Source organism: Pseudomonas fontis (assembly GCF_028656955.1).
Lineage (GTDB): Bacteria > Pseudomonadota > Gammaproteobacteria > Pseudomonadales > Pseudomonadaceae > Aquipseudomonas > Aquipseudomonas fontis.
This window is the reverse complement of record NZ_JAMDGY010000007.1, coordinates 102,362-120,770: the sequence shown is the minus strand read 5'-3', so window position 1 is coordinate 120,770 and position 18,409 is coordinate 102,362. Positions and strand designations below refer to the sequence as shown.

Genomic DNA, 18,409 nt, shown 5'->3' with positions numbered 1-18,409 from the left:
AAAAATCTGACAGTCCCGCCATTCGCCGGCAAGGCCGGCTCCCACAAGGGCGGCGATGACGCCTGGGCTCAACAAAATTTTCACATCCGATTACCGACAATCCGCGCGCAATTAATCGTTTCGCCTAATGGCTGTGCAACGTCTGCTCGTTTAAGGCACATTAGGCACCTTCGCTTCACGCCCTCTATAAAAATCGAATCCTAGGATCTCTCCATTCATGGCTAACACGGACGCCTTGAGGCAACAGCGGGCTGCATCTCGCCCCCTGCAACCGACGGTAAAATCGCACCTGGCCTACACCTTGCTGTGCGGCCTGATCATCATGCTGATGCTGAGCCTGGTACGCCTGGCCCTGCTGCTCTACAACAGCGACATGATCGGCGATACGCCGTATTCCACCGTCGCCGAAGGCTTCCTCAACGGCTTGCGCTTCGACCTGCGGGTGGTTGTCTACCTGAGCATCCCGCTGCTGCTGGCCATCCTCAGTGCCCGCGCCATGGCTGCGCGTGGCCTGTTCCGCCTGTGGCTGACCCTGGCCGCCAGCGTGGTGATGTTCCTCGGCCTGATGGAGATGGACTTCTACCGCGAGTTCCACCAGCGCCTCAATGGCCTGGTATTCCAGTACGTGAAGGAAGACCCGAAAACCGTACTGAGCATGCTCTGGTACGGCTTCCCGGTGGTCCGTTACCTGCTGGCCTGGGCCTTCGGTACCTGGCTGCTGAGCTTGCTGTTCAAAGGTGCTGACCACCTGACCCGTCCGCGTGGCGAGTACAGCAACAGCGTTGCCGGCACCCGCACGGTCGCACCGTGGTACGCCCGTGGTGCGGTGTTCGTGGTGATCCTGCTGATTGCCGTGGTCGCTGCCCGTGGCACCCTGCGCCAGGGCCCGCCAATGCGTTGGGGTGATGCCTTCACCACCGACTCGAACTTCGTCAACCAATTGGGCCTGAACGGTACCCTGACCCTGATCGATGCCGCCAAGAGCCGCTTCGGTGAAGACCGTGCCAACGTCTGGAAAGCCACGGTCGAGCAGGGCGCAGCCACCGAAGCCGTGCGCAAGATGGTGCTGACCGACAACGACAAGCTGGTCGATGCCGACAGCGCCGCGATTCGTCGTGACTTCACGCCACCTGCGGCCAACACCCTGCCGATCAAGAACGTCGTGGTGATCCTCATGGAGAGCTTCGCCGGCCACTCGGTAGGCGCGCTGGGCAGCCCGAACAACATCACCCCGTACTTCGACAAGCTGGCGAAGGAAGGTGTGCTGTTCGATCGCTTCTTCTCCAACGGCACCCATACCCACCAGGGTATGTTCGCCACCATGGCATGCTTCCCGAACCTGCCAGGTTTCGAGTACCTGATGCAGACGCCTGAAGGCGGCCACAAGCTGTCCGGCTTGCCGGCGCTGCTCAGTGCCCGTGACTACGACGACGTGTATGTCTACAACGGCGATTTCGCCTGGGACAACCAGTCGGGCTTCTTCGGCAACCAGGGCATGACCACCTTCATTGGCCGCAACGACTACGTCAACCCGGTGTTCTCCGACCCTACCTGGGGTGTGTCCGACCAGGACATGTTCGACCGGGGTGCCCAGGAGCTGGCGAACAATTACGGCAAGAAACCGTTCTATGCCTTGCTGCAGACGCTGTCCAACCACACCCCGTATGCCTTGCCCAAAGACCTGCCGGTCGAGCCGGTCACCGGCCAGGGGCGCCTGGACGAGCACCTGACGGCCATGCGTTATTCCGACTGGGCGCTGGGCCAGTTCTTCGAGAAGGCGCGCAAGGAGCCGTACTTCAAGGAGACCCTGTTCGTGATCGTTGGCGACCATGGTTTCGGCAACCATCAACAGGTCACCGAACTCGATCTGGGGCGCTTCAACGTGCCGCTGCTGCTGATCGGCCCGGGCATCCAGGAGAAGTTCGGTGCGGTCAAGCACACCGTAGGTACCCAGGTCGACATCGTGCCGACCATCATGGGCCGCCTGGGTGGCGAAACCCGTCACCAGTGCTGGGGGCGTGACCTGCTCAACCTGCCGGCTGGCGATGAAGGCTTCGGCATGATCAAACCGTCGGGCAGCGAGCAGATCGTTGGCCTGGTGCAGGGTGACCGGGTGCTGATCGAGTCCAAGGACATGACACCGCGCGTGTATCGCTATCAGTTGGGCAAGGAGTTCAAGGCCGAGCTGATCGAGGCCCCGGACCAGACCGAGATGCTGCACAAGCTGGAGTCGTTCATCCAGACCGCTACCAAGAGCTTGCTGGACAACACCGCAGGCGTGGTGCATGGCACTCCGGAGTGATCCGTGGTGACTGAATGAAAAGAGGCCTTCGGGCCTCTTTTTTTGTGAGTGGTTTTGCCGGCCATTGGTTCTGCGCAACTGAACATTCCCCCCACCCACAGGTCAACGGTAGGTAAGGCCGACTCACCTGAGTGTCGTCACTGAGGAGACTCCAATGAAAGCATGGGAAATTACCTTCGTGGACCAGAATGGCGAACGCATGTCGCTGCCGTACGCCTGCGAGCACAAGCCCAGCGTCGAACAAGCCGCGCGGCTGATCCGAACCCGCCTTTATCCTGTCATGGACGAACTCGACCTCACCGACTTCCAGGACCGCGTTTCATCCCCCACCGCCGAATGGCTGAAGAAGGAAAGCGGTGTCGAAATCACCGCGATCAACGAAAAGCCCTGAACCCCAGGCCCCGGCTGGCGGGGTCGCACTCTAGGCACTACGCTGCAAGCAAGGTCGTCGGTTTTTCGCCGGGACCTGCTTTTCTACCGCTGCACCCGCTCGAATTGCTCACACACGTCCCGCGTGGTGGGCAAGTGCGTCTCGCACTGAAAGTCTATCCATCGCGACGAGGAGGACGATTCATGAGCAGCCAATACGAGGACATCAGCAGCACGGTGTTGCGCCGCATGAAAGAGGGCGGCTTCAATTTCACGCAAATCCATCCCATTGAGTTCTATGCGGTTTTCCCGGACGAGGAGCGGGCGCGCAGGGCAGCAGGGCAGTTTCGTGGTGAATCGCTCAGTGCACAGGTGAGCGAATGCGACGAAGGTTGGCACTTGGAATTGAGCAAGGTCATGTACGCCACCTACGGCGGGATCGGCGAATTCGAGCAGGACTTCGAAGCGGTGATCGCGCCCCTGGGTGGGGAAATCCAGGGGTGGGGGGTCAAGCAGGAACGCCCCCTGGCATAAACGCGCCCCAGGCGACGCTTCGCAATGAAGCGTTTGCCTGAAACCCCACGGGCAACCTGCACCGCACTGGTGCGGGTTGTTTTCGGTCATTTCACAACCAATTGATTATCAAGGGTTAATGCCGCTGGCACGGGGCTTGCGAGAGCACCGTTGCACGGGTGACAAGGAGTTCGGCATGATCCGCACCTTTTATGATGAGATGTACGCCGCTGACGGCCAGCTCCGTCCGCATTACCGGGAATTCGCCCGCTGGTTGGCCAATACCCCGCCAGAGCTGCTCGCGCAGCGTCGGCGCGAGGCCGACCTGCTGTTCCATCGCGCCGGTATCACCTTCACCTTGTATGGCGATGAGCAGGGCACTGAGCGGCTGATCCCCTTCGACACCATCCCGCGGGCCATCCCGGCCAGTGAATGGCGGGTGGTGGAGAAGGGTTGCATCCAGCGGGTCAAGGCGCTGAACCTGTTCCTCGCCGACCTCTATCACGACCAACGCATCCTCAAGGCCGGGATCATCCCGGCGGAACAGGTGCTGGCCAACGAGCAATACCAGCTGGCCATGCAGGGCCTGGACCTGCACCGGGGCCTCTACGCGCATATTTCCGGGGTCGACCTGGTGCGTGATGGCGATGGCAGCTACTACGTGCTGGAAGACAACCTGCGCACGCCCAGCGGCGTGAGCTACATGCTTGAAGACCGCAAGATGATGATGCGCCTGTTCCCCGAGTTGTTCGCGGCCCAGCGCATCGCGCCCATCGACCATTACCCGAACCTGCTGCTCGACACCCTGAAAAGTGCCAGCCCGCTGGACGACCCCAGTGTCGTGGTGCTGACGCCTGGGCGCTTCAACAGCGCGTTCTTCGAGCATGCCTTCCTTGCCCGTGAAATGGGCGTGGAGCTGGTGGAGGGCGCCGACTTGTTCGTGCGCGATGAGCGGGTGTTCATGCGCACCACCGACGGGCCCAAGGCCGTTGATGTCATCTACCGGCGCCTCGACGATGCGTTCCTCGACCCGCTGGCCTTCAACCCCGACTCGATGCTTGGCGTGCCAGGCCTGCTCTCGGCTTATCGCTGCGGCAATGTGGTGCTGGCCAATGCCATCGGCACCGGGGTGGCGGACGACAAGTCGATCTACCCCTATGTCACCGACATGATCCGCTTTTACCTCGACGAAGAGCCGATCCTCAAGAACGTGCCGACCTGGCAGTGCCGCAAACCGGAGGAACTGTCCCACGTGCTGGCGCATCTACCGGAGCTGGTGGTCAAGGAAACCCAGGGCTCCGGGGGCTACGGCATGCTCGTCGGGCCGGCCTCGACCAAGGCCGAGATCGAGGCGTTCGCCCAGCGCATCAAGGCGCGGCCGGCGGCCTATATCGCCCAACCGACGCTGTCGTTGTCGACTTGCCCGACCTTTGTCGAGAACGGCATTGCGCCACGCCATATCGACCTGCGCCCGTTCGTGCTGTCGGGTCGTGAAACCCGTGTGGTGCCGGGCGGCCTGACCCGCGTGGCGCTGCGCGAAGGTTCCCTGGTGGTGAACTCATCCCAGGGTGGTGGCACCAAGGACACCTGGGTAGTCGAGGATTGAATCATGTTGAGTAGAACCGCCTCGGACCTGTACTGGATGTCGCGTTACCTGGAGCGTGCGGAAAACCTCGCGCGGATGCTCGATGTCAGTTATTCGCTGTCGCTGATGCCGCAAGACGGGCGCAGTGACGGCCTGGATGAAATGGCCATGCCGCTGATGATCACCGGCACGCTGGAGGATTATCTCGAGCGCCACGGCAAGTTGCACGCCGAGCGCCTGCTGCATTTCTTCGCCCTCGACCCGGAGAACCCGGCCAGCATCTACAGCTGCCTGGGCGCGGCGCGGGCCAGTGCCCACGCGGTACGCGGGAAGATCACCGCCGACATGTGGGAGAACATCAACGCCACCTGGCTGGAGATACGCGGCATTGCCGAGCAGGGCCTGGGGCGCTACGGCATGAGCCGTTTCTGCGAGTGGATCAAGGAGCGTTCGCACCTGTTCCGTGGTGCCACCTACGGCACCATCATGCGCAACGATGCGTTCCGCTTCATTCGCCTGGGCACCTTCATCGAGCGTGCCGACAACACCTTGCGCTTGCTCGATGCGCGTTACGAAATGCTCGGGGATGAGGCCGAGGCGGTCAGTGACAGTTCGGCGCGCGGGTATTACGAATGGAGCGCCTTGCTCCGCGCGCTGTCCTCGTTCGAGGCCTATACCGAAATCTACCGTGATGCGCCGGCCGCCCGGCATGTGGCGGAGCTGTTGCTGCTGCGTGCCGATGTGCCGCGGTCCTTGCGTGCTTGCACCGAGGAGATCGACCAGATTCTCGCCAGCCTGCCGGGCGCCAACGGCCGCCCGGCCCAGCGCCTGGCCGCCGAGGTGGACGCACGCTTGCGCTACACCGGCATTGACGAAATTCTTGCTGCGGGCCTGCACCCCTGGCTGAACGACTACATCCCGCTGGTGCGTGAGCTGGGCAACGCCATCCACCATGCCTACTTGGAGGTCATATGAGACTGACGATCAGCCACGAAACCGCCTACCACTATGAAGACCAGGTTCGCACCAGCATCCAGTACCTGCGCCTTACCCCGCCGGACAATGAACGCCAGCAGGTGTTGTGCTGGGCGCTGGACCTGCCGCGCCCGGTGCGGGCCCAGCGCGATCCGTTCGGCAATATTCTGCATGTGCTCAGCCTGGAGGAGCCGCATGCCGACTTGATCATCTCGGCGCGCGGCCAGGTGGAGATCGACCCGACCTGTGAAGCTGAGCATGACACGCAGTCGCCGCTGCCGTTTTTGCGCTTTACCCGGTTGACCGAAGCGGATGATGCCTTGCGCCATTTTGCCGGCCAGCATTGTGGGCCGCGCCGTGACCGTGGCGCGCTGATCGACCTGATGGCGGCGTTGCATGAGCGGATGCTTTATCGCCCTGGTAGCACGGCTGTTGATACCAGTGCGGCGCAAGCGTTTGCCGGAGGGGCGGGGGTTTGCCAGGACCATGCACATGCCTTCCTGGCCTGTAGTCGCAGTTTGGGGGTGCCGGCGCGTTATGTGTCCGGTTATCTGTTCGACAACGACAGCCAGCACATGGCCAGCCATGCCTGGGCTGAGGCTTGGTTGGAGGGTGCCTGGTACAGTTTTGATGTGACTAATCAATTGGCTTTGCCGGAGCGCCACCTGAAGTTGGCGGTGGGCCTGGATTACCTGGATGCCTGCCCGGTGCGGGGCATGCGGCGTGGAGGAGGGTATGAGCAGATGCACGCCAGCGTCCTGGTCACCCCGACCTTGCAGGCACAGCAGCAATAAGGCATCTACCGGCCCCCACAGAGGTAGGTACAGCGCGCAGGATTTGTGTCAGTAAATTCGGCAAGCGCGGTGTATCAGTTCGACTCGGTCAGCAGGTTTTGCGAGCGCTGCGCACTCGATCGCGGGACAAGGCCCGCTCCCACAGAGATAGGTGCAGCACGCAGGATTTTTGTGGGAGCGGGCTTTGCCCGCGATCTGGCGCGAAGCGGCAGTAAATTCGGCAAGCGCGGTGTATCAGTTCGACCCGGCCAGCAGGTTTGGCGAGCGCTGCGCACTCGATCGCGGGACAAGGCCCGCTCCCACAGAGATAGGCGCAGCACGCAGGATTTTTGTGGGAGCGGGCTAGTCCCGCGATCTGGCGCGAAGCGGCAGTAAATTTGGCAAGCGCGGTGTATCAGTCCGACTCGGCCAGCAGGTTTGGCGAGCGCTGCGCACTCGATCGCGGGACAAGGCCCGCTCCCACAGAGGTAGGCGCAGCGCGCAGGATTTTTGTGGGAGCGGGCTAGTCCAGCGATCTGGCGCGAAGCGGCAGTAAATTCGGTAAGCGCGGTGTATCAGTTCGACCCGGCCAGCAGGTTTGGCGAGCGCTGCGCACTCGATCGCGGGACAAGGCCCACTCCCACAGAGCTAGGTGCAGCACGCAGGATTTTTGTGGGAGCGGGCTTTGCCCGCGATCTGGCGCGAAGCGGCAGTAAATTCGGCAAGCGCGGTGTATCAGTTCGACCCGGCCAGCAGGTTTGGCGAGCGCTGCGCACTCGATCGCGGGACAAGGCCCACTCCCACAGAGCTAGGTGCAGCGCGCAGGATTTTTGTGGGAGCGGGCTAGTCCCGCGATCTGGCGCGAAGCGGCAGTAAATTCGGCAAGCGCGGTGTATCAGTTCGACTCGGCCAGCAGGTTTGGCGAGCGCTGCGCACTCGATCGCGGGACCAGCCCGCTCCCACAGAGGTAGGTGCAGCGCGCAGGATTTTTGTGGGAGCGGGCTAGTCCCGCGATCTGGCGCGAAGCGGCAGTAAATTCGGCAAGTGCGGTGTATCAGTTTGACTCGGCCAGCAGGTTTGGCGAGCGCTGCGCACTCGATCGCGGGACAAGGCCCACTCCCACAGAGCTAGGCGCAGCGCGCAGGATTTGTGTGGGAGCGGGCTTTGCCCGCGATCTGGTGCGAAGCGGCAGTAAATTCGGCAAGCGCGGTGTATCAGTTTGATCCGGCCAGCAGGTTTGGCGAGCGCTGCGCACTCGATCGCGGGACAAGGCCCGCTCCCACAGAGGTAGGTGCAGCGCGCAGGATTTGTGTGGGAGCGGGCTTTGCCCGCGATCTGGCGCGAAGCGGCAGTAAATCCGGCAAGCGCGGTGTATCAGTTCGACTCGGTCAGCAGGTTTTGCGAGCGCTGCGCACTCGATCGCGGGACAAGGCCCGCTCCCACAGCGCTTCAGGGTTTACGCGTGGCCATATGCGCCAGGTAAGCCAACAGGTCATCCAACTCGCCATCACTCAGCACATTCTCGGTAAACGCCGGCATCTTCGCCTGCGGCCATTGACGCAGGCTCTGCGGGTCGCGGATCAGGCGGCGCAGGAAGGCCGGCTGAAAGTACTCCGTGGGGTTGTAGGGCAGGTTCAAATCCGGGCCGAACTGGGCATCGCCGGCGCCATTGAGACGGTGACAAGCCAGGCAGTTCTTCTGGAACAGCGCAAACCCCCGGTTGACCGGATCACCCGCCGCCAACTGCGGCGCCGGCAACAGCGCCGGAAAACGCTCGGCAACCGGCGCCAGGCGCCTGATGGTCGCCACCTGGAACGGCCACTGTTCCGGGCTGATCTTGCCAGCCTCGGGGTTGGTCCAGACCAGATAGAACGGCCCGGCCCCCGGCTTGTCCGGGCCCAACGCAGGCCACGGGGCGGCAGGGTCTTCCACGGCAATCCAGGCGCGCGCCGGGCCGCTCTTGAGCAGCGGCTCAGCAGGCATCTCGGCCGCGAAACCATCCAGCGCCACCGCCTGAAGATGGTCTGACGGCTGCACCCCTTTCAGCAACGCAGCCAACGGCACCGCGCGGTAATGCATGGTTTTTTTGTAGGAAACGTCGTTATCAATGCGCAGGTCTTGCGCCAGAGGGTGCTGCAGCAGCTCGGCGGTTTGCCACTGGCGGCTAGCGTTGCCCAGCTCGAGGGTCAATTGCGCGGCCTGCAACGGCAGGCTCAGCAGCACACACAGCAGGGCGAGGCTTCGGCGCATGGGCAGGTCTCCAACCATAAAGGTCGGCAGCATACACCCGTGAAGGCGTGCCACTGTAAAGGGAGTGAGGCATGCCGTTCAGCCGAACAGGCGTGTCAGGTTCGGCAGAATCAACAGCAGGGTCGTGGCGAAGAGGATAAGCCCGGCCTGACGTACTTTGGGTTGTTTGAACATGGCTGACTGCCTTTTTTGTTGTTATTCCTGATTGCCGAATGGCGTCCTTGTCCAGGGGCCGGAACACATGAAAAGGGTCTGCAGCCCTTATGCCCCGAGCCTGCTACCTATTCGGTATACAACTAACCTTAGGGTCAACGTCACCTACGTTTTAGAACGCTTTAATCTTTATATATTTCTTGTCCTTTGAAATGGCTATGAGGCCCATTGCCATCCAGGGAGAATCCGGCCAGCTAGACGTGTTGCTTTGTGACAAGGTGGGATCCCGTGCCGATGACCGTTCGTCCGACTCCGCTATTGCTTACAGCGGCCTTTCGCGGCAGGCTCTACGGGGCATTTCCGCCTTCTGTCGTTCAGGACTAAATCTATGTCGTTACGCATCTGCATCCTGGAAACCGACGTCCTGCGACCTGAGCTGGTAGATCAGTATCAGGGCTACGGACGGATGTTCGAGCAGTTGTTCTCCCGCCAGCCAATTGCCGCTGATTTCGATGTCTACAACGTGGTGACGGGCGTGTACCCAACGGAGGACCAGGTATTCGATGCCTACCTGGTGACGGGCAGCAAGGCCGACTCGTTTGGCGGAGATCCGTGGATCGAGAAACTCAAGGTATTCCTGCTGGATCGCTACCAGCGCGGCGACAAGCTGCTGGGCGTGTGCTTCGGCCACCAGTTGCTGGCGCTATTGCTCGGCGGCAAGACCGAGCGCGCAACCCAGGGCTGGGGCGTGGGCACCCACCGCTACGTGATGAACGCCAAGGCGCCATGGATGAACCCTCAGGTCGAGGAGCTGACCCTGCTGATCAGCCACCAGGACCAGGTCACCCGCCTGCCAGAAAACGCCACGGTGATCGCCTCCAGCGATTTCTGCCAATTTGCCGCGTACCACATCGGCGATCAGGTGCTGTGCTTCCAGGGCCACCCGGAATTCATCCACGACTACTCGCGCGCGCTGCTTGAACTGCGCAAGGAGAGCCTGGGTGACAAGGTTTACCGCAACGGCGTCAACAGCCTGAGCGAGGAACACCAGGGCAGCACCGTGGCCGAATGGATGATGCGTTTCATTGCGCACAAACCCCACACTTCGGCCTGAGGGCAACAGCTAGAGCCAGCCGGAGCGCTTGAAGCTGGCGAACAGCCCGACACAGCCAAACACGATCACCCCCAGTACGGCGAAATAGCCGTAATGCCAGGACAGCTCCGGCATGTTCTGGAAGTTCATCCCGTAGATCCCGGCAATTGCCGTGGGGAAGGCCAGGATCGCCGCCCAGGCGGCGAACTTGCGCTGGGTGATGCTTTGCCGTGACGACTCCAGCAGCATGCCGATCTCGATGGTCTGGCTGGCGATATCGCGAATCCCGGCCAGGTCTTCCATCTGCCGGGTGACGTGGATCTGCACATCGCGAAAGTACGGACGCATGTTCTTGTCGATGAACGGGAAGGTCAGGCGCTGCAGTTCCTCGCTGATCTCGACCATCGGCGCCACGTAGCGGCGCAAGCGCAGGATGTCGCGGCGCAGGCCGTGGATGCGGCGGATATCCGCTTCCTGCAGCGAGCCGCCGAGCACGCTTTGCTCCAGCTCTTCGATCTCGCCATGAATGGCTTCGCTGACCGGCTGGTAGTTCTCGGTGACGAAGTCGAGCAGGGCGTAGAGCACGAAGTCTTCGCCGTGCTCCAGCAGCAGGGGCCGGGCCTCGCAGCGCTGGCGCACCAGGGCGTAGGATTTCGAGTGGCCGTTGCGGCAGGTGATGATGTAGCCGTTGCCGGCAAAGATGTGCGTCTCGATGAACTCCAGCTTGCCTTCATGGCGCACCGGCGAGTAAGTGACGATGAACAGCGCATCGCCGAATGTCTCGAGCTTGGGCCGGCTGTGCTTTTCCAGGGCATCTTCGATGGCCAGTTCGTGCAGGTTGAACTGGCGTTGCAGGTTGGCCAGCTCCTGGGCGTTGGGCTCTTCCAGGCCAATCCAGACGAAATGCCCGGGCTTTACCGCCCATTGAGCACCTTCGTCGAGGTTGATATTGGTGACTTTCCTGCCGGCGCTGTACACCGCTGCCGCAACGACTCGACCCATGGTTATCCGCTTCTGCTGGTATTCGTGACCCGTAGCTTGGTCCGACTACCGACAAACGGCAACTGTTCAGGCGATCTGCAGCTCGTTTTCCATGCTATCGATGCAGCGTTGCATCTGCGCGCGGCACTGCTCCATCAGCTCGGGCACGTCCTGGTGGGTCAGGCCGGCGGTGGCGATGGGGGGCAGGGAGCGGATGATGACCTTGCTGCGCCGCCAGCCATTGAGGTTGACCCGACGGGCGTAGCGGCTGACGCACACCGGCACGATCGGCACACCGGCGTCGACCGCCATGTGGAAGGCACCTTTCTTGAACGGTGCCAATTGATCGGCAGGGTTGCGCGTGCCTTCCGGGAACACCCAGATGGAGGTGTTCTCTTCCTGCAACGTCAAGGTGGTCTTTTGCATGGCGCGGCGGGCCAGGTAGGCGTTGCCACGGTCGATCAGCACATTGCCGCCGAGCCAGAACAGCTGGCCGAACAGCGGTACCCACTTGAGGCTTTTCTTGCCGATGCACACGGTGCGCGGCGGCACCACGTGGCCGAGCACGAACAGGTCGTAGTTGGACTGATGGTTGGCGACGATGACGCAGCCCGGCGGCTGGTCGAACAGCGGGCCGACTTCTGCCCGAATGTCCATGCGCATCAGCCAGGTGGCAGGCCAGCCATAGATGCGGGCATACAAGCGGCTGTTGTCCGGGTTGAACGGACGGCACAGACCAATCAATACGCCGAGAATACCGGCCAGAATAAAGTGCAGCGCCAAGAGCGGCACGCGGATCAGATAAAGCATTTGTACGACTCACACCAGGCAAACGCGGCGCAGTGTACGGTTGTGCACAGCCTTCAGCAAACGATGGTTTTTCTTGTTACAAATACAGCGCCGGCAAGGCTGACCCCCTCAAATGAATATCCATCAATTCACTGTGGGAGCCGCTGACTTGCACCACTATTTGTAGCCGCTGCCGACAGGCTGCGCTGGAGCCCGTGAGGGCTCCCAAAGGCGGCGAATTAGCCCATATGTTTCTGGTCGCGGATGATCGCGTCATCCAGCAGCTCAAGCAGGGCTTTGCGCACTTTCAGCTTGGTGTGCTTGTGCGCATTCATATTGATCTTCTTCAGGCGGCGCGCTGCGCTCAGGGCGGCTTCGTGCAATTGCTCGGCCGGCACCACCTGGTCGAGGAAACCGGCATCTACCGCGCTGGCCGGGTCGAACATCTCGGCGCAGATCACCGAGCGATGGAATGCCGAGCGACGCAGGCGATCACGGGCCAGCTCGATGCCGGCATGGTGCATGGTCATGCCGATCTGCACTTCATTCAGGCCGATGCTGAACGGGCCTTCGACGCCGATGCGGTAATCCGCCGACAGCAGCAGGAATGCGCCCTTGGCCACGGCGTGGCCTGGGCAGGCGACGATCACTGGGAAGGGGTGCGAGAGCAGGCGACGCGCCAGGGTGGAGCCGGCGGTCACCAGCGCCACGGCTTCTTTAGGGCCGGCGGTCATGACCTTGAGGTCGTAGCCACCGGAGAGGATGCCTGGCTGGCCGGTGATGATTACCACGGCGCGGTCCGTCACGGCCTGGTCCAGTGCGGCATTGAAGGCGGCGATGACGTCGGGCGAAATGGCGTTGACCTTGCCATTGCTCAGGGTCAGGGTCGCGATGCCGTCGTCCAGGTGGTAGGTAATCAGCTCACTCATGACAGGGTTCCTTTATAAGAAGTGAGCAGACGTTACCCAGCCGCCGCGTTCTGGTAAAGCACGAAGGTTGACCGATAAGTCACGTGCTTGAGGGGTTTGCTGAAGCACGCCCGCGTTTGGCGGCTTTGCCCTGTACCGAGGGGGATTTTGCATAAAGTGCTTAAGCGCATGAAAATTCTGAAAAAAACCTTTGCCATCTGTAAGGCTCTCGACTATATTAGCGCGCCTCGACAGGCTGAATAGCTTGAAGAGATACGGTGAAGTGTCCGAGTGGCTTAAGGAGCACGCCTGGAAAGTGTGTATACAGGAAACTGTATCGAGAGTTCGAATCTCTCCTTCACCGCCATATTCGATACGCGAAAAGCCCCCGAACTTGAGAGAGTTCGGGGGCTTTTTGTTTGTGCTGGGTTTCTGTAGGCGTCGGCCTCATCGCCGGCAAGGCCGGCTCCCACAGGTTTGAGCATCACCCCGCTCACTGTGGGAGCCGGCCTTGCCGGCGATGCTGTTAGAAGCTGACCGTCGCGGCCATGCGCGCCGTGCGTGGCGCACCCGGGAACAGGTAGCCATCCCCCAGATACTCCCCGGCATCGCGCCAGTAAGTGCGGTCAAACACGTTGTCGACCATCAGGTGCAGCACCGTGTCGTAGCCGCCAATGCGCGTGCGGTAGCGGCTGCCCACATCAAACACCGCATAGCTACCCACCTCGACCGTCCCGGCATAGTTGGCATGCTTGCTCGCGCTGTACCGCGCGCCAGCCAGCAAGGCCAGGCCCGGTACCTCGGCAATGCTGTAGTCAGCCTGCAACGCTGCACGCAAGTTCGGCACGTTCAGCGCTTGATGATCGTCATAGGCATCGGTGCCGCTGCCCTCGACCCGCGCGCGGATCGCCGCGGCACTGGCGTTGATCTGCAACTGCGAGGTCAGCCAGCCGCTGGCGCTCAGCTCCAGGCCGATATTCTTCTGCTCGCCCTGCTGCACATAGGTGAAGCTGCCATCCCCCTCAGGCCGCGCGTACTGGTACGCCTGGCGCAGCTGGAACAGCGCGGCGCCGAAGCTCATGCGCTGCCAGTCGCGCTTGATGCCCAGTTCGAGTTGGTGCGAGGTGGTGGGGGCGAGGATCTCAGCCGCATTGCTGGCAAACCACGGTGAGGTGCCCCCTGCCGAGAGGCCCTTGCTGTAGCTCACATAAAGCGAGGTGTCCGGGCGCGGCTTGTAGATCAGTGCTGCATTGGGCAGCAGCTCATATTGCTGGGTATGGCGGCGCGGCTCACCCTGTTCGCTGAAGGTCTTCTCGTCCAGGCGCACCACGCGTGCGCCAAGCACGGTCTGCCACTGCTCATTGAAGCTGATCCGGTCACTGGCAAATACACCGTACTGACGGCTGTCCAGGCGACGGGTGCTTCGCCCCGGCGTGCCGTCAAACGGTTCCACTGCGGGGGTCGGCTGGTAGATATTGCCGCTGCCGACCCACTGGTTGAAGGTCGGGCGCTGGTCCAGCGTGCGGCGCTGCGCGCTGCTGCCCACGGTCAGCTCGTGGCTCAGCCCAAGGGCCGTGAAGTGGCCATTCAGTGAAGCCTGGGCCTCGTCGATCCGGCGGGTGTCGTCAGGGCTGCGGAAGTCATAGACGTCGTAGTCGCCTTCCGGGCTGAAGTGGTTTGGCACGGCACTACCGGCGCAACTGGCGGCGCCGTAGCAACCCCAGGCAAACGAGCTGTAGTCATCAATCACCACCCGGCTACGCGACGCACTCAAGCTCCCGGTCCAGGCCTCGCTGAAGCGGTACTCGAACCGTCCACCGAGGTTCAGCGAGTCGATCTGCACCGGCTTCGCCCAGCGCTGATAGGCCAGCCGGTCCTTGGGGTCGACGTCGTGCGGCAGGCTGTTGCCGCCCAGCAGCTGATACCCCGGCACCGAACGCTGCTCGCGTTGCTGGTACTCGACGTCCAGTTGCAGCAGGGCGTCCGGGTTGATCTGCCAGTCGAAAGCCAGCGAGGCGAAGTCGCGCTGGCCATCGGCATGGTCGACATACGAGCGGATATCCTCGTGCGCCAGGTTGGCGCGCAGGCCGAACTGGCGCTCGCTGCCAAACCAGCCGCCCAGGTCGGTGGCGATATAGCGCTCACCCTGTTCATTGCTCGACACGGTTACGCTGCGCACGTCGTCCGGGCGCTTGGTCACGTAGTTGATCAGCCCGCCCGGTTCCGACACGCCGCTCTGCAGGCCGGACAGGCCCTTGAGCAATTCGACCTGCTGCTTGTTCTCCAGCGCCACGTTCTGCTCGCCGGCGATGGTCTGGCCGTTGATCTTGTAGCTGTTCGCCGCATCCAGGCTGAAGCCGCGCACCATGAAGTTCTCGTAGTACCCCACCGGCGCATAGCTCTCACCCACCGAAGCATCGCTTTGCAGCACTTCGCTGAGCAGGCGCACCTGGCGGTCCTGCAGCAATTGTTCGGTAAACACCGACACCGAGGCGGGGGTGTCCAGCAGTGGCGCCGGGGCGAAGCCTGCGACCGAGGCCTGGCGCGGCTGATAGCCATCGCGGTACTCATCGGCAATGGTCAGCGGGGCCAGGGTGACGTTCGGCGCGGCCAGGGCGGCAGGGGTACTCAGTGCCAGGCCCAGACTCAGCAGGCTCAACGGCAGGCAGGGGCGATGCGAGTTCATGCGGAAAAGCTCCTAGAGGGCCCGCAGCGGGTGCGCCGTTATTGCTCGGCAACTACCCGATCGCTGAAAGCCCGGTACGGCAACAGGTGAGCGCAATGGAGGCGCAAATACGAAGGCTGCCGGCGTTGCGCGGGCAGGGCGCCGAAGCGCGGGCGCCATCTTAGCAGGGGCAACCGCCTGGCGGTGCCCCGAATGTCACAGCTTATATAAAGAAGGAAACGTTGGCTCAGGGCACGGATTTACTGCTCGGCTGCACCTGGCCAGCGCGGCGCCAGTTGCCATCGATTTTCGACCAGGTCTTGCCGTCCGTCACGGCGCACAACTTGCGGCCGTCCTTGAAGGTGGCAAGGAAGGTCACTTCTTCATCCTTGCCGCCAAGCCAGATGCCGGCAATCAGGCCGATCGGGCCGGCGACCAGGGCCCCGGCCATGCCCCAGCCGATGGCACTGCCCAAATTGCGGCTGTACTCCTGGTTGGCGACCTTCATGTCCAGAATGCGTGAAACAGCGATTTTTTCGCCCGGTGAGGGGCTGCGGGCGGTCTTGAGTGTGAGCGATCCATTGCGGTACTCGCCTTCACCTTGCAAGAAATCGCCGGATTGAACCGTGAGTCTTGTCATGGGTTTTTCCATATTGAGAGGGCTTTTGACCAATCCCTACTCAGCGCTTCAGTGCCCTTCAAGTCAATCAGCAGGCGACGGAGGGTAGCGCGGCATTGTCATGAAAGAGAAATATTCGCAGCTGTGAAGTTTGATTAAAGTTGCCGGAGGTCGCGTTTTCATAACTAAAGTTCGGCATTGGCTAAATAGAACCACCCAGTCATTTTAAATTTATACGGGTCAGTGTTGTTGTTTAGATATATCTCGGTTTGCGCAAATAGCAGAAACACCAGCAGCCGCGGGATATGCAGGTTTTGTTCTTTTGTCTAGTTGTGCGCCAGTTAAAATTGACGCCAGAAAAAGCTGGACAGTTGATTTCTTGATGTGTCAGTTTTTCCCGGCCTTATAAAGGCGAGTGATAGGACGATCTCGCCAAGGGAGCGTCCTGTCGGACAAAAACGACTTTTTTGTAAACAAGGAAGTGTCTGTATGTCGAAAGTCAAAGAAAGTGCTATTGCTTCGGCGCTGTCAGCAGTAACCCCGCAGGGCGCAAGTTCTGCGTACAGTGCGATCGATAGCTTCAGCCACCAGTACGATCGCGGCACCGGGACCGTCAACGGCAAGCCGTCGTTCACCGTCGATCAGGCCGCTACCCAATTGCTGCGCGATGGCGCTGCCTGGGTAGACCTGAACCGCGACGGCACGATCAACCTGACCTATACGTTCCTGACCCGTGCACCGGCCGATTTCGATCGTTCGCTGGGTTCGTTCAGTGCCTTCTCCGCTCAGCAGAAGGCCCAGGCCAAGCTGGCGATGCAGTCCTGGTCGGACGTGTCCAAAGTGACGTTCCAGGAGTCAGCATCGGGTGGCGACGGTCACATGACCTACGGCAACTACAGTGACGGCAGCAGTGGTGGTGCGGCATTTGCCTACCTGCCATTCCAGCAGCCGGGCTCGCACAAGGGTGAATCCTGGTACCTGATCAGCAATGATTACCGCCAGAACGTCAACCCGGACAACGGCAACTACGGTCGCCAGACCCTGACCCACGAGATCGGCCATGTGCTCGGCCTGTCCCACCCCGGCGACTACAACGCAGGTGAGGGCTACCCGACCTATGGCGATGCGTCCTACGCACAGGACACCCGTGGCTACAGCGTCATGAGCTACTGGAGCGAAAGCAATACCAGCCAGAGCTTCAGCAAAGGCGGTGTAGTGACCTACTCGTCGGCGCCATTGGTCGATGATATTGCGGCGATCCAGAAGCTCTACGGCGCCAACTACGCCACCCGTTCGGGCGACACCGTCTACGGCTTCAACTCCACTGCCGACCGCGACTTCTACTCGGCGACCTCCGCGTCGTCGAAAGTGGTCTTCGCCGTGTGGGATGGCGGTGGCAACGATACCCTGGACTTCTCCGGCTTCACCCAGAACCAGAAGATCAACCTCAATGAGACCTCGTTCTCCGACGTCGGCGGCATGACTGGCAACGTTTCCATTGCCAAGGGTGTCACCGTGGAGAATGCCATCGGCGGTTCGGGCAACGACCTGCTGATCGGCAACGCGGCAGCCAACGAGCTCAAGGGCGGTGCCGGCAACGACATCATCTACGGCGCCGGTGGGGCTGACAAACTGTGGGGCGGCGCTGGCAAGGACATCTTCGTGTTCACCGCCAGCAGCGACTCCAAGCCAGGTGCAGCCGACCGGATCATGGATTTTGTCAGCGGTCAGGACAAGATCGACCTCTCCGGCTTCAGCGCCTTCGCCCAGAGCAAACTGCCTCTGAACTTCGTTGATGCCTTCACCGGTCATGCCGGCGAAGCGGTACTCAGCTTTGATCAGGGCAGCAACCTGGGTAGCCTGGCAGTGGACTTCAGCGGGTTCGGCCAAGCCGACTTCCTGGTGACCACTGTTGGTCAGGCAGTCGCCACGGATATCGTGGTCTGATTGCTGGTCAAACGGGAGTGGCGCGCAAGCGCTGCTCCCTTTAACCGTGAAGGCAGACGGCCCATGACCCTGAAGAAACTCTTCGCGCTGAGCGCGTTTTCCCTGATGTTGAGCACAGAGGTAAGTATGGCGAGCAGCCTGTTACTCCCCAACCCTGGCCAGTTGGCCGGCAGTTGGCAGTTGTACCCGGAAGATGACCAGGGCGCAGGCTGCCAGGTTCAGCTCAAGGCACCGGAAACCCTCCTGGGTGGCGACCTTGATTGTGTGGCACGGCTGATCGGCGAACGCGCGACCGGCTGGCAAGTGACCCCGGACACGGTGGCATTCATGGGCGGTGACGGCACTGCAGTAGTGCACTTCAATCGCTACAAACCGAATATCTACAAGTGGACTAACTCCGCCGGTCAGCACCTGTTGTTGGAACGTATAACCAACGCACAATAAAGTTGCGCGGCGAGTTATAAGGAAGCGCCGTATTTTCAAGGAT

Annotated in this window: 15 protein-coding genes and 1 tRNA gene; 10 read left to right on the top strand and 6 right to left on the bottom strand. The window is 61.5% G+C overall.

Annotated features, from left to right (window positions below):
* Positions 1–217 precede the first annotated feature (217 nt).
* The 6 genes from M5G11_RS01795 to M5G11_RS01770 all read left to right on the top strand — a co-directional run bounded on the left by M5G11_RS01795 (position 218) and on the right by M5G11_RS01770 (position 6,538).
* Positions 218–2,302 (top strand): LTA synthase family protein, encoded by a 2,085-nt coding sequence (locus M5G11_RS01795; protein WP_273911828.1) that lies wholly within the window; start codon positions 218–220, stop codon positions 2,300–2,302.
* Positions 2,303–2,456: 154 nt separating this feature from the next.
* Positions 2,457–2,693, top strand: a complete 237-nt coding sequence (locus M5G11_RS01790) for a hypothetical protein (protein WP_273911829.1) — start codon at positions 2,457–2,459, stop codon at positions 2,691–2,693.
* A gap of 182 nt (positions 2,694–2,875) precedes the next feature.
* Positions 2,876–3,205 carry a ribonuclease E inhibitor RraB gene (locus M5G11_RS01785; protein ID WP_273911830.1) on the top strand — a complete coding sequence of 110 codons (330 nt, stop codon included), beginning with the start codon at positions 2,876–2,878 and terminating at the stop codon, positions 3,203–3,205.
* 175 nt (positions 3,206–3,380) lie between these two features.
* Positions 3,381–4,790 carry a circularly permuted type 2 ATP-grasp protein gene (locus M5G11_RS01780; RefSeq protein ID WP_273911831.1) on the top strand — a complete coding sequence of 470 codons (1,410 nt, stop codon included), beginning with the start codon at positions 3,381–3,383 and terminating at the stop codon, positions 4,788–4,790.
* Positions 4,791–4,793: 3 nt separating this feature from the next.
* Complete coding sequence (locus tag M5G11_RS01775) at positions 4,794–5,744, top strand: alpha-E domain-containing protein (RefSeq protein ID WP_273911832.1); 951 nt, start codon at positions 4,794–4,796, stop codon at positions 5,742–5,744.
* Complete coding sequence (locus tag M5G11_RS01770; protein ID WP_273911833.1) at positions 5,741–6,538, top strand: transglutaminase family protein; 798 nt, start codon at positions 5,741–5,743, stop codon at positions 6,536–6,538. The genes M5G11_RS01775 and M5G11_RS01770 overlap by 4 nt, the downstream gene beginning before the upstream one ends.
* A gap of 1,428 nt (positions 6,539–7,966) precedes the next feature.
* Here the strand turns inward: M5G11_RS01770 and M5G11_RS01765 are convergent.
* Complete coding sequence (locus tag M5G11_RS01765; protein ID WP_273911834.1) at positions 7,967–8,767, bottom strand: c-type cytochrome; 801 nt, start codon at positions 8,765–8,767, stop codon at positions 7,967–7,969.
* A 541-nt stretch (positions 8,768–9,308) separates the two neighbouring features.
* On the opposite strand from M5G11_RS01765, the gene M5G11_RS01760 reads away from it, so the two are divergent.
* Positions 9,309–10,034 (top strand): amidotransferase, encoded by a 726-nt coding sequence (locus tag M5G11_RS01760; RefSeq protein ID WP_273911835.1) that lies wholly within the window; start codon positions 9,309–9,311, stop codon positions 10,032–10,034.
* A 9-nt stretch (positions 10,035–10,043) separates the two neighbouring features.
* On the opposite strand, the gene M5G11_RS01755 is transcribed toward M5G11_RS01760, so the two are convergent.
* The 3 genes from M5G11_RS01755 to M5G11_RS01745 form a co-directional block, all read right to left on the bottom strand.
* Complete coding sequence (locus M5G11_RS01755) at positions 10,044–11,015, bottom strand: magnesium and cobalt transport protein CorA (protein WP_273911836.1); 972 nt, start codon at positions 11,013–11,015, stop codon at positions 10,044–10,046.
* A 66-nt stretch (positions 11,016–11,081) separates the two neighbouring features.
* A complete protein-coding gene (locus M5G11_RS01750) occupies positions 11,082–11,804 on the bottom strand; it encodes a lysophospholipid acyltransferase family protein (protein ID WP_273911837.1) in 723 nt (240 codons plus the stop codon).
* Positions 11,805–12,022: 218 nt separating this feature from the next.
* The gene (locus tag M5G11_RS01745) at positions 12,023–12,712 is read right to left on the bottom strand and encodes a crotonase/enoyl-CoA hydratase family protein (protein ID WP_273911838.1); all 690 of its coding nucleotides are present in this window, start codon (positions 12,710–12,712) and stop codon (positions 12,023–12,025) included.
* A 256-nt stretch (positions 12,713–12,968) separates the two neighbouring features.
* Here M5G11_RS01745 and M5G11_RS01740 point away from each other — a divergent pair.
* Positions 12,969–13,058 (top strand) — tRNA-Ser (locus M5G11_RS01740).
* 159 nt (positions 13,059–13,217) lie between these two features.
* On the opposite strand, the gene M5G11_RS01735 is transcribed toward M5G11_RS01740, so the two are convergent.
* On the bottom strand, positions 13,218–15,377 hold the full coding sequence (locus tag M5G11_RS01735) for a TonB-dependent siderophore receptor (RefSeq protein WP_273911839.1): 2,160 nt from the start codon (positions 15,375–15,377) through the stop codon (positions 13,218–13,220).
* A gap of 226 nt (positions 15,378–15,603) precedes the next feature.
* Entirely contained in the window at positions 15,604–15,996 is a 393-nt protein-coding gene (locus M5G11_RS01730) for a hypothetical protein (RefSeq protein WP_273911840.1), read from the bottom strand.
* Between the two features lie 468 nt (positions 15,997–16,464).
* Here M5G11_RS01730 and M5G11_RS01725 point away from each other — a divergent pair, with 468 nt between their 5' ends.
* Positions 16,465–17,922, top strand: a complete 1,458-nt coding sequence (locus tag M5G11_RS01725) for a serralysin family metalloprotease (protein ID WP_273911841.1) — start codon at positions 16,465–16,467, stop codon at positions 17,920–17,922.
* A 63-nt stretch (positions 17,923–17,985) separates the two neighbouring features.
* The gene (locus M5G11_RS01720) at positions 17,986–18,366 is read left to right on the top strand and encodes an AprI/Inh family metalloprotease inhibitor (protein WP_273911842.1); all 381 of its coding nucleotides are present in this window, start codon (positions 17,986–17,988) and stop codon (positions 18,364–18,366) included.
* Positions 18,367–18,409 lie beyond the last annotated feature (43 nt).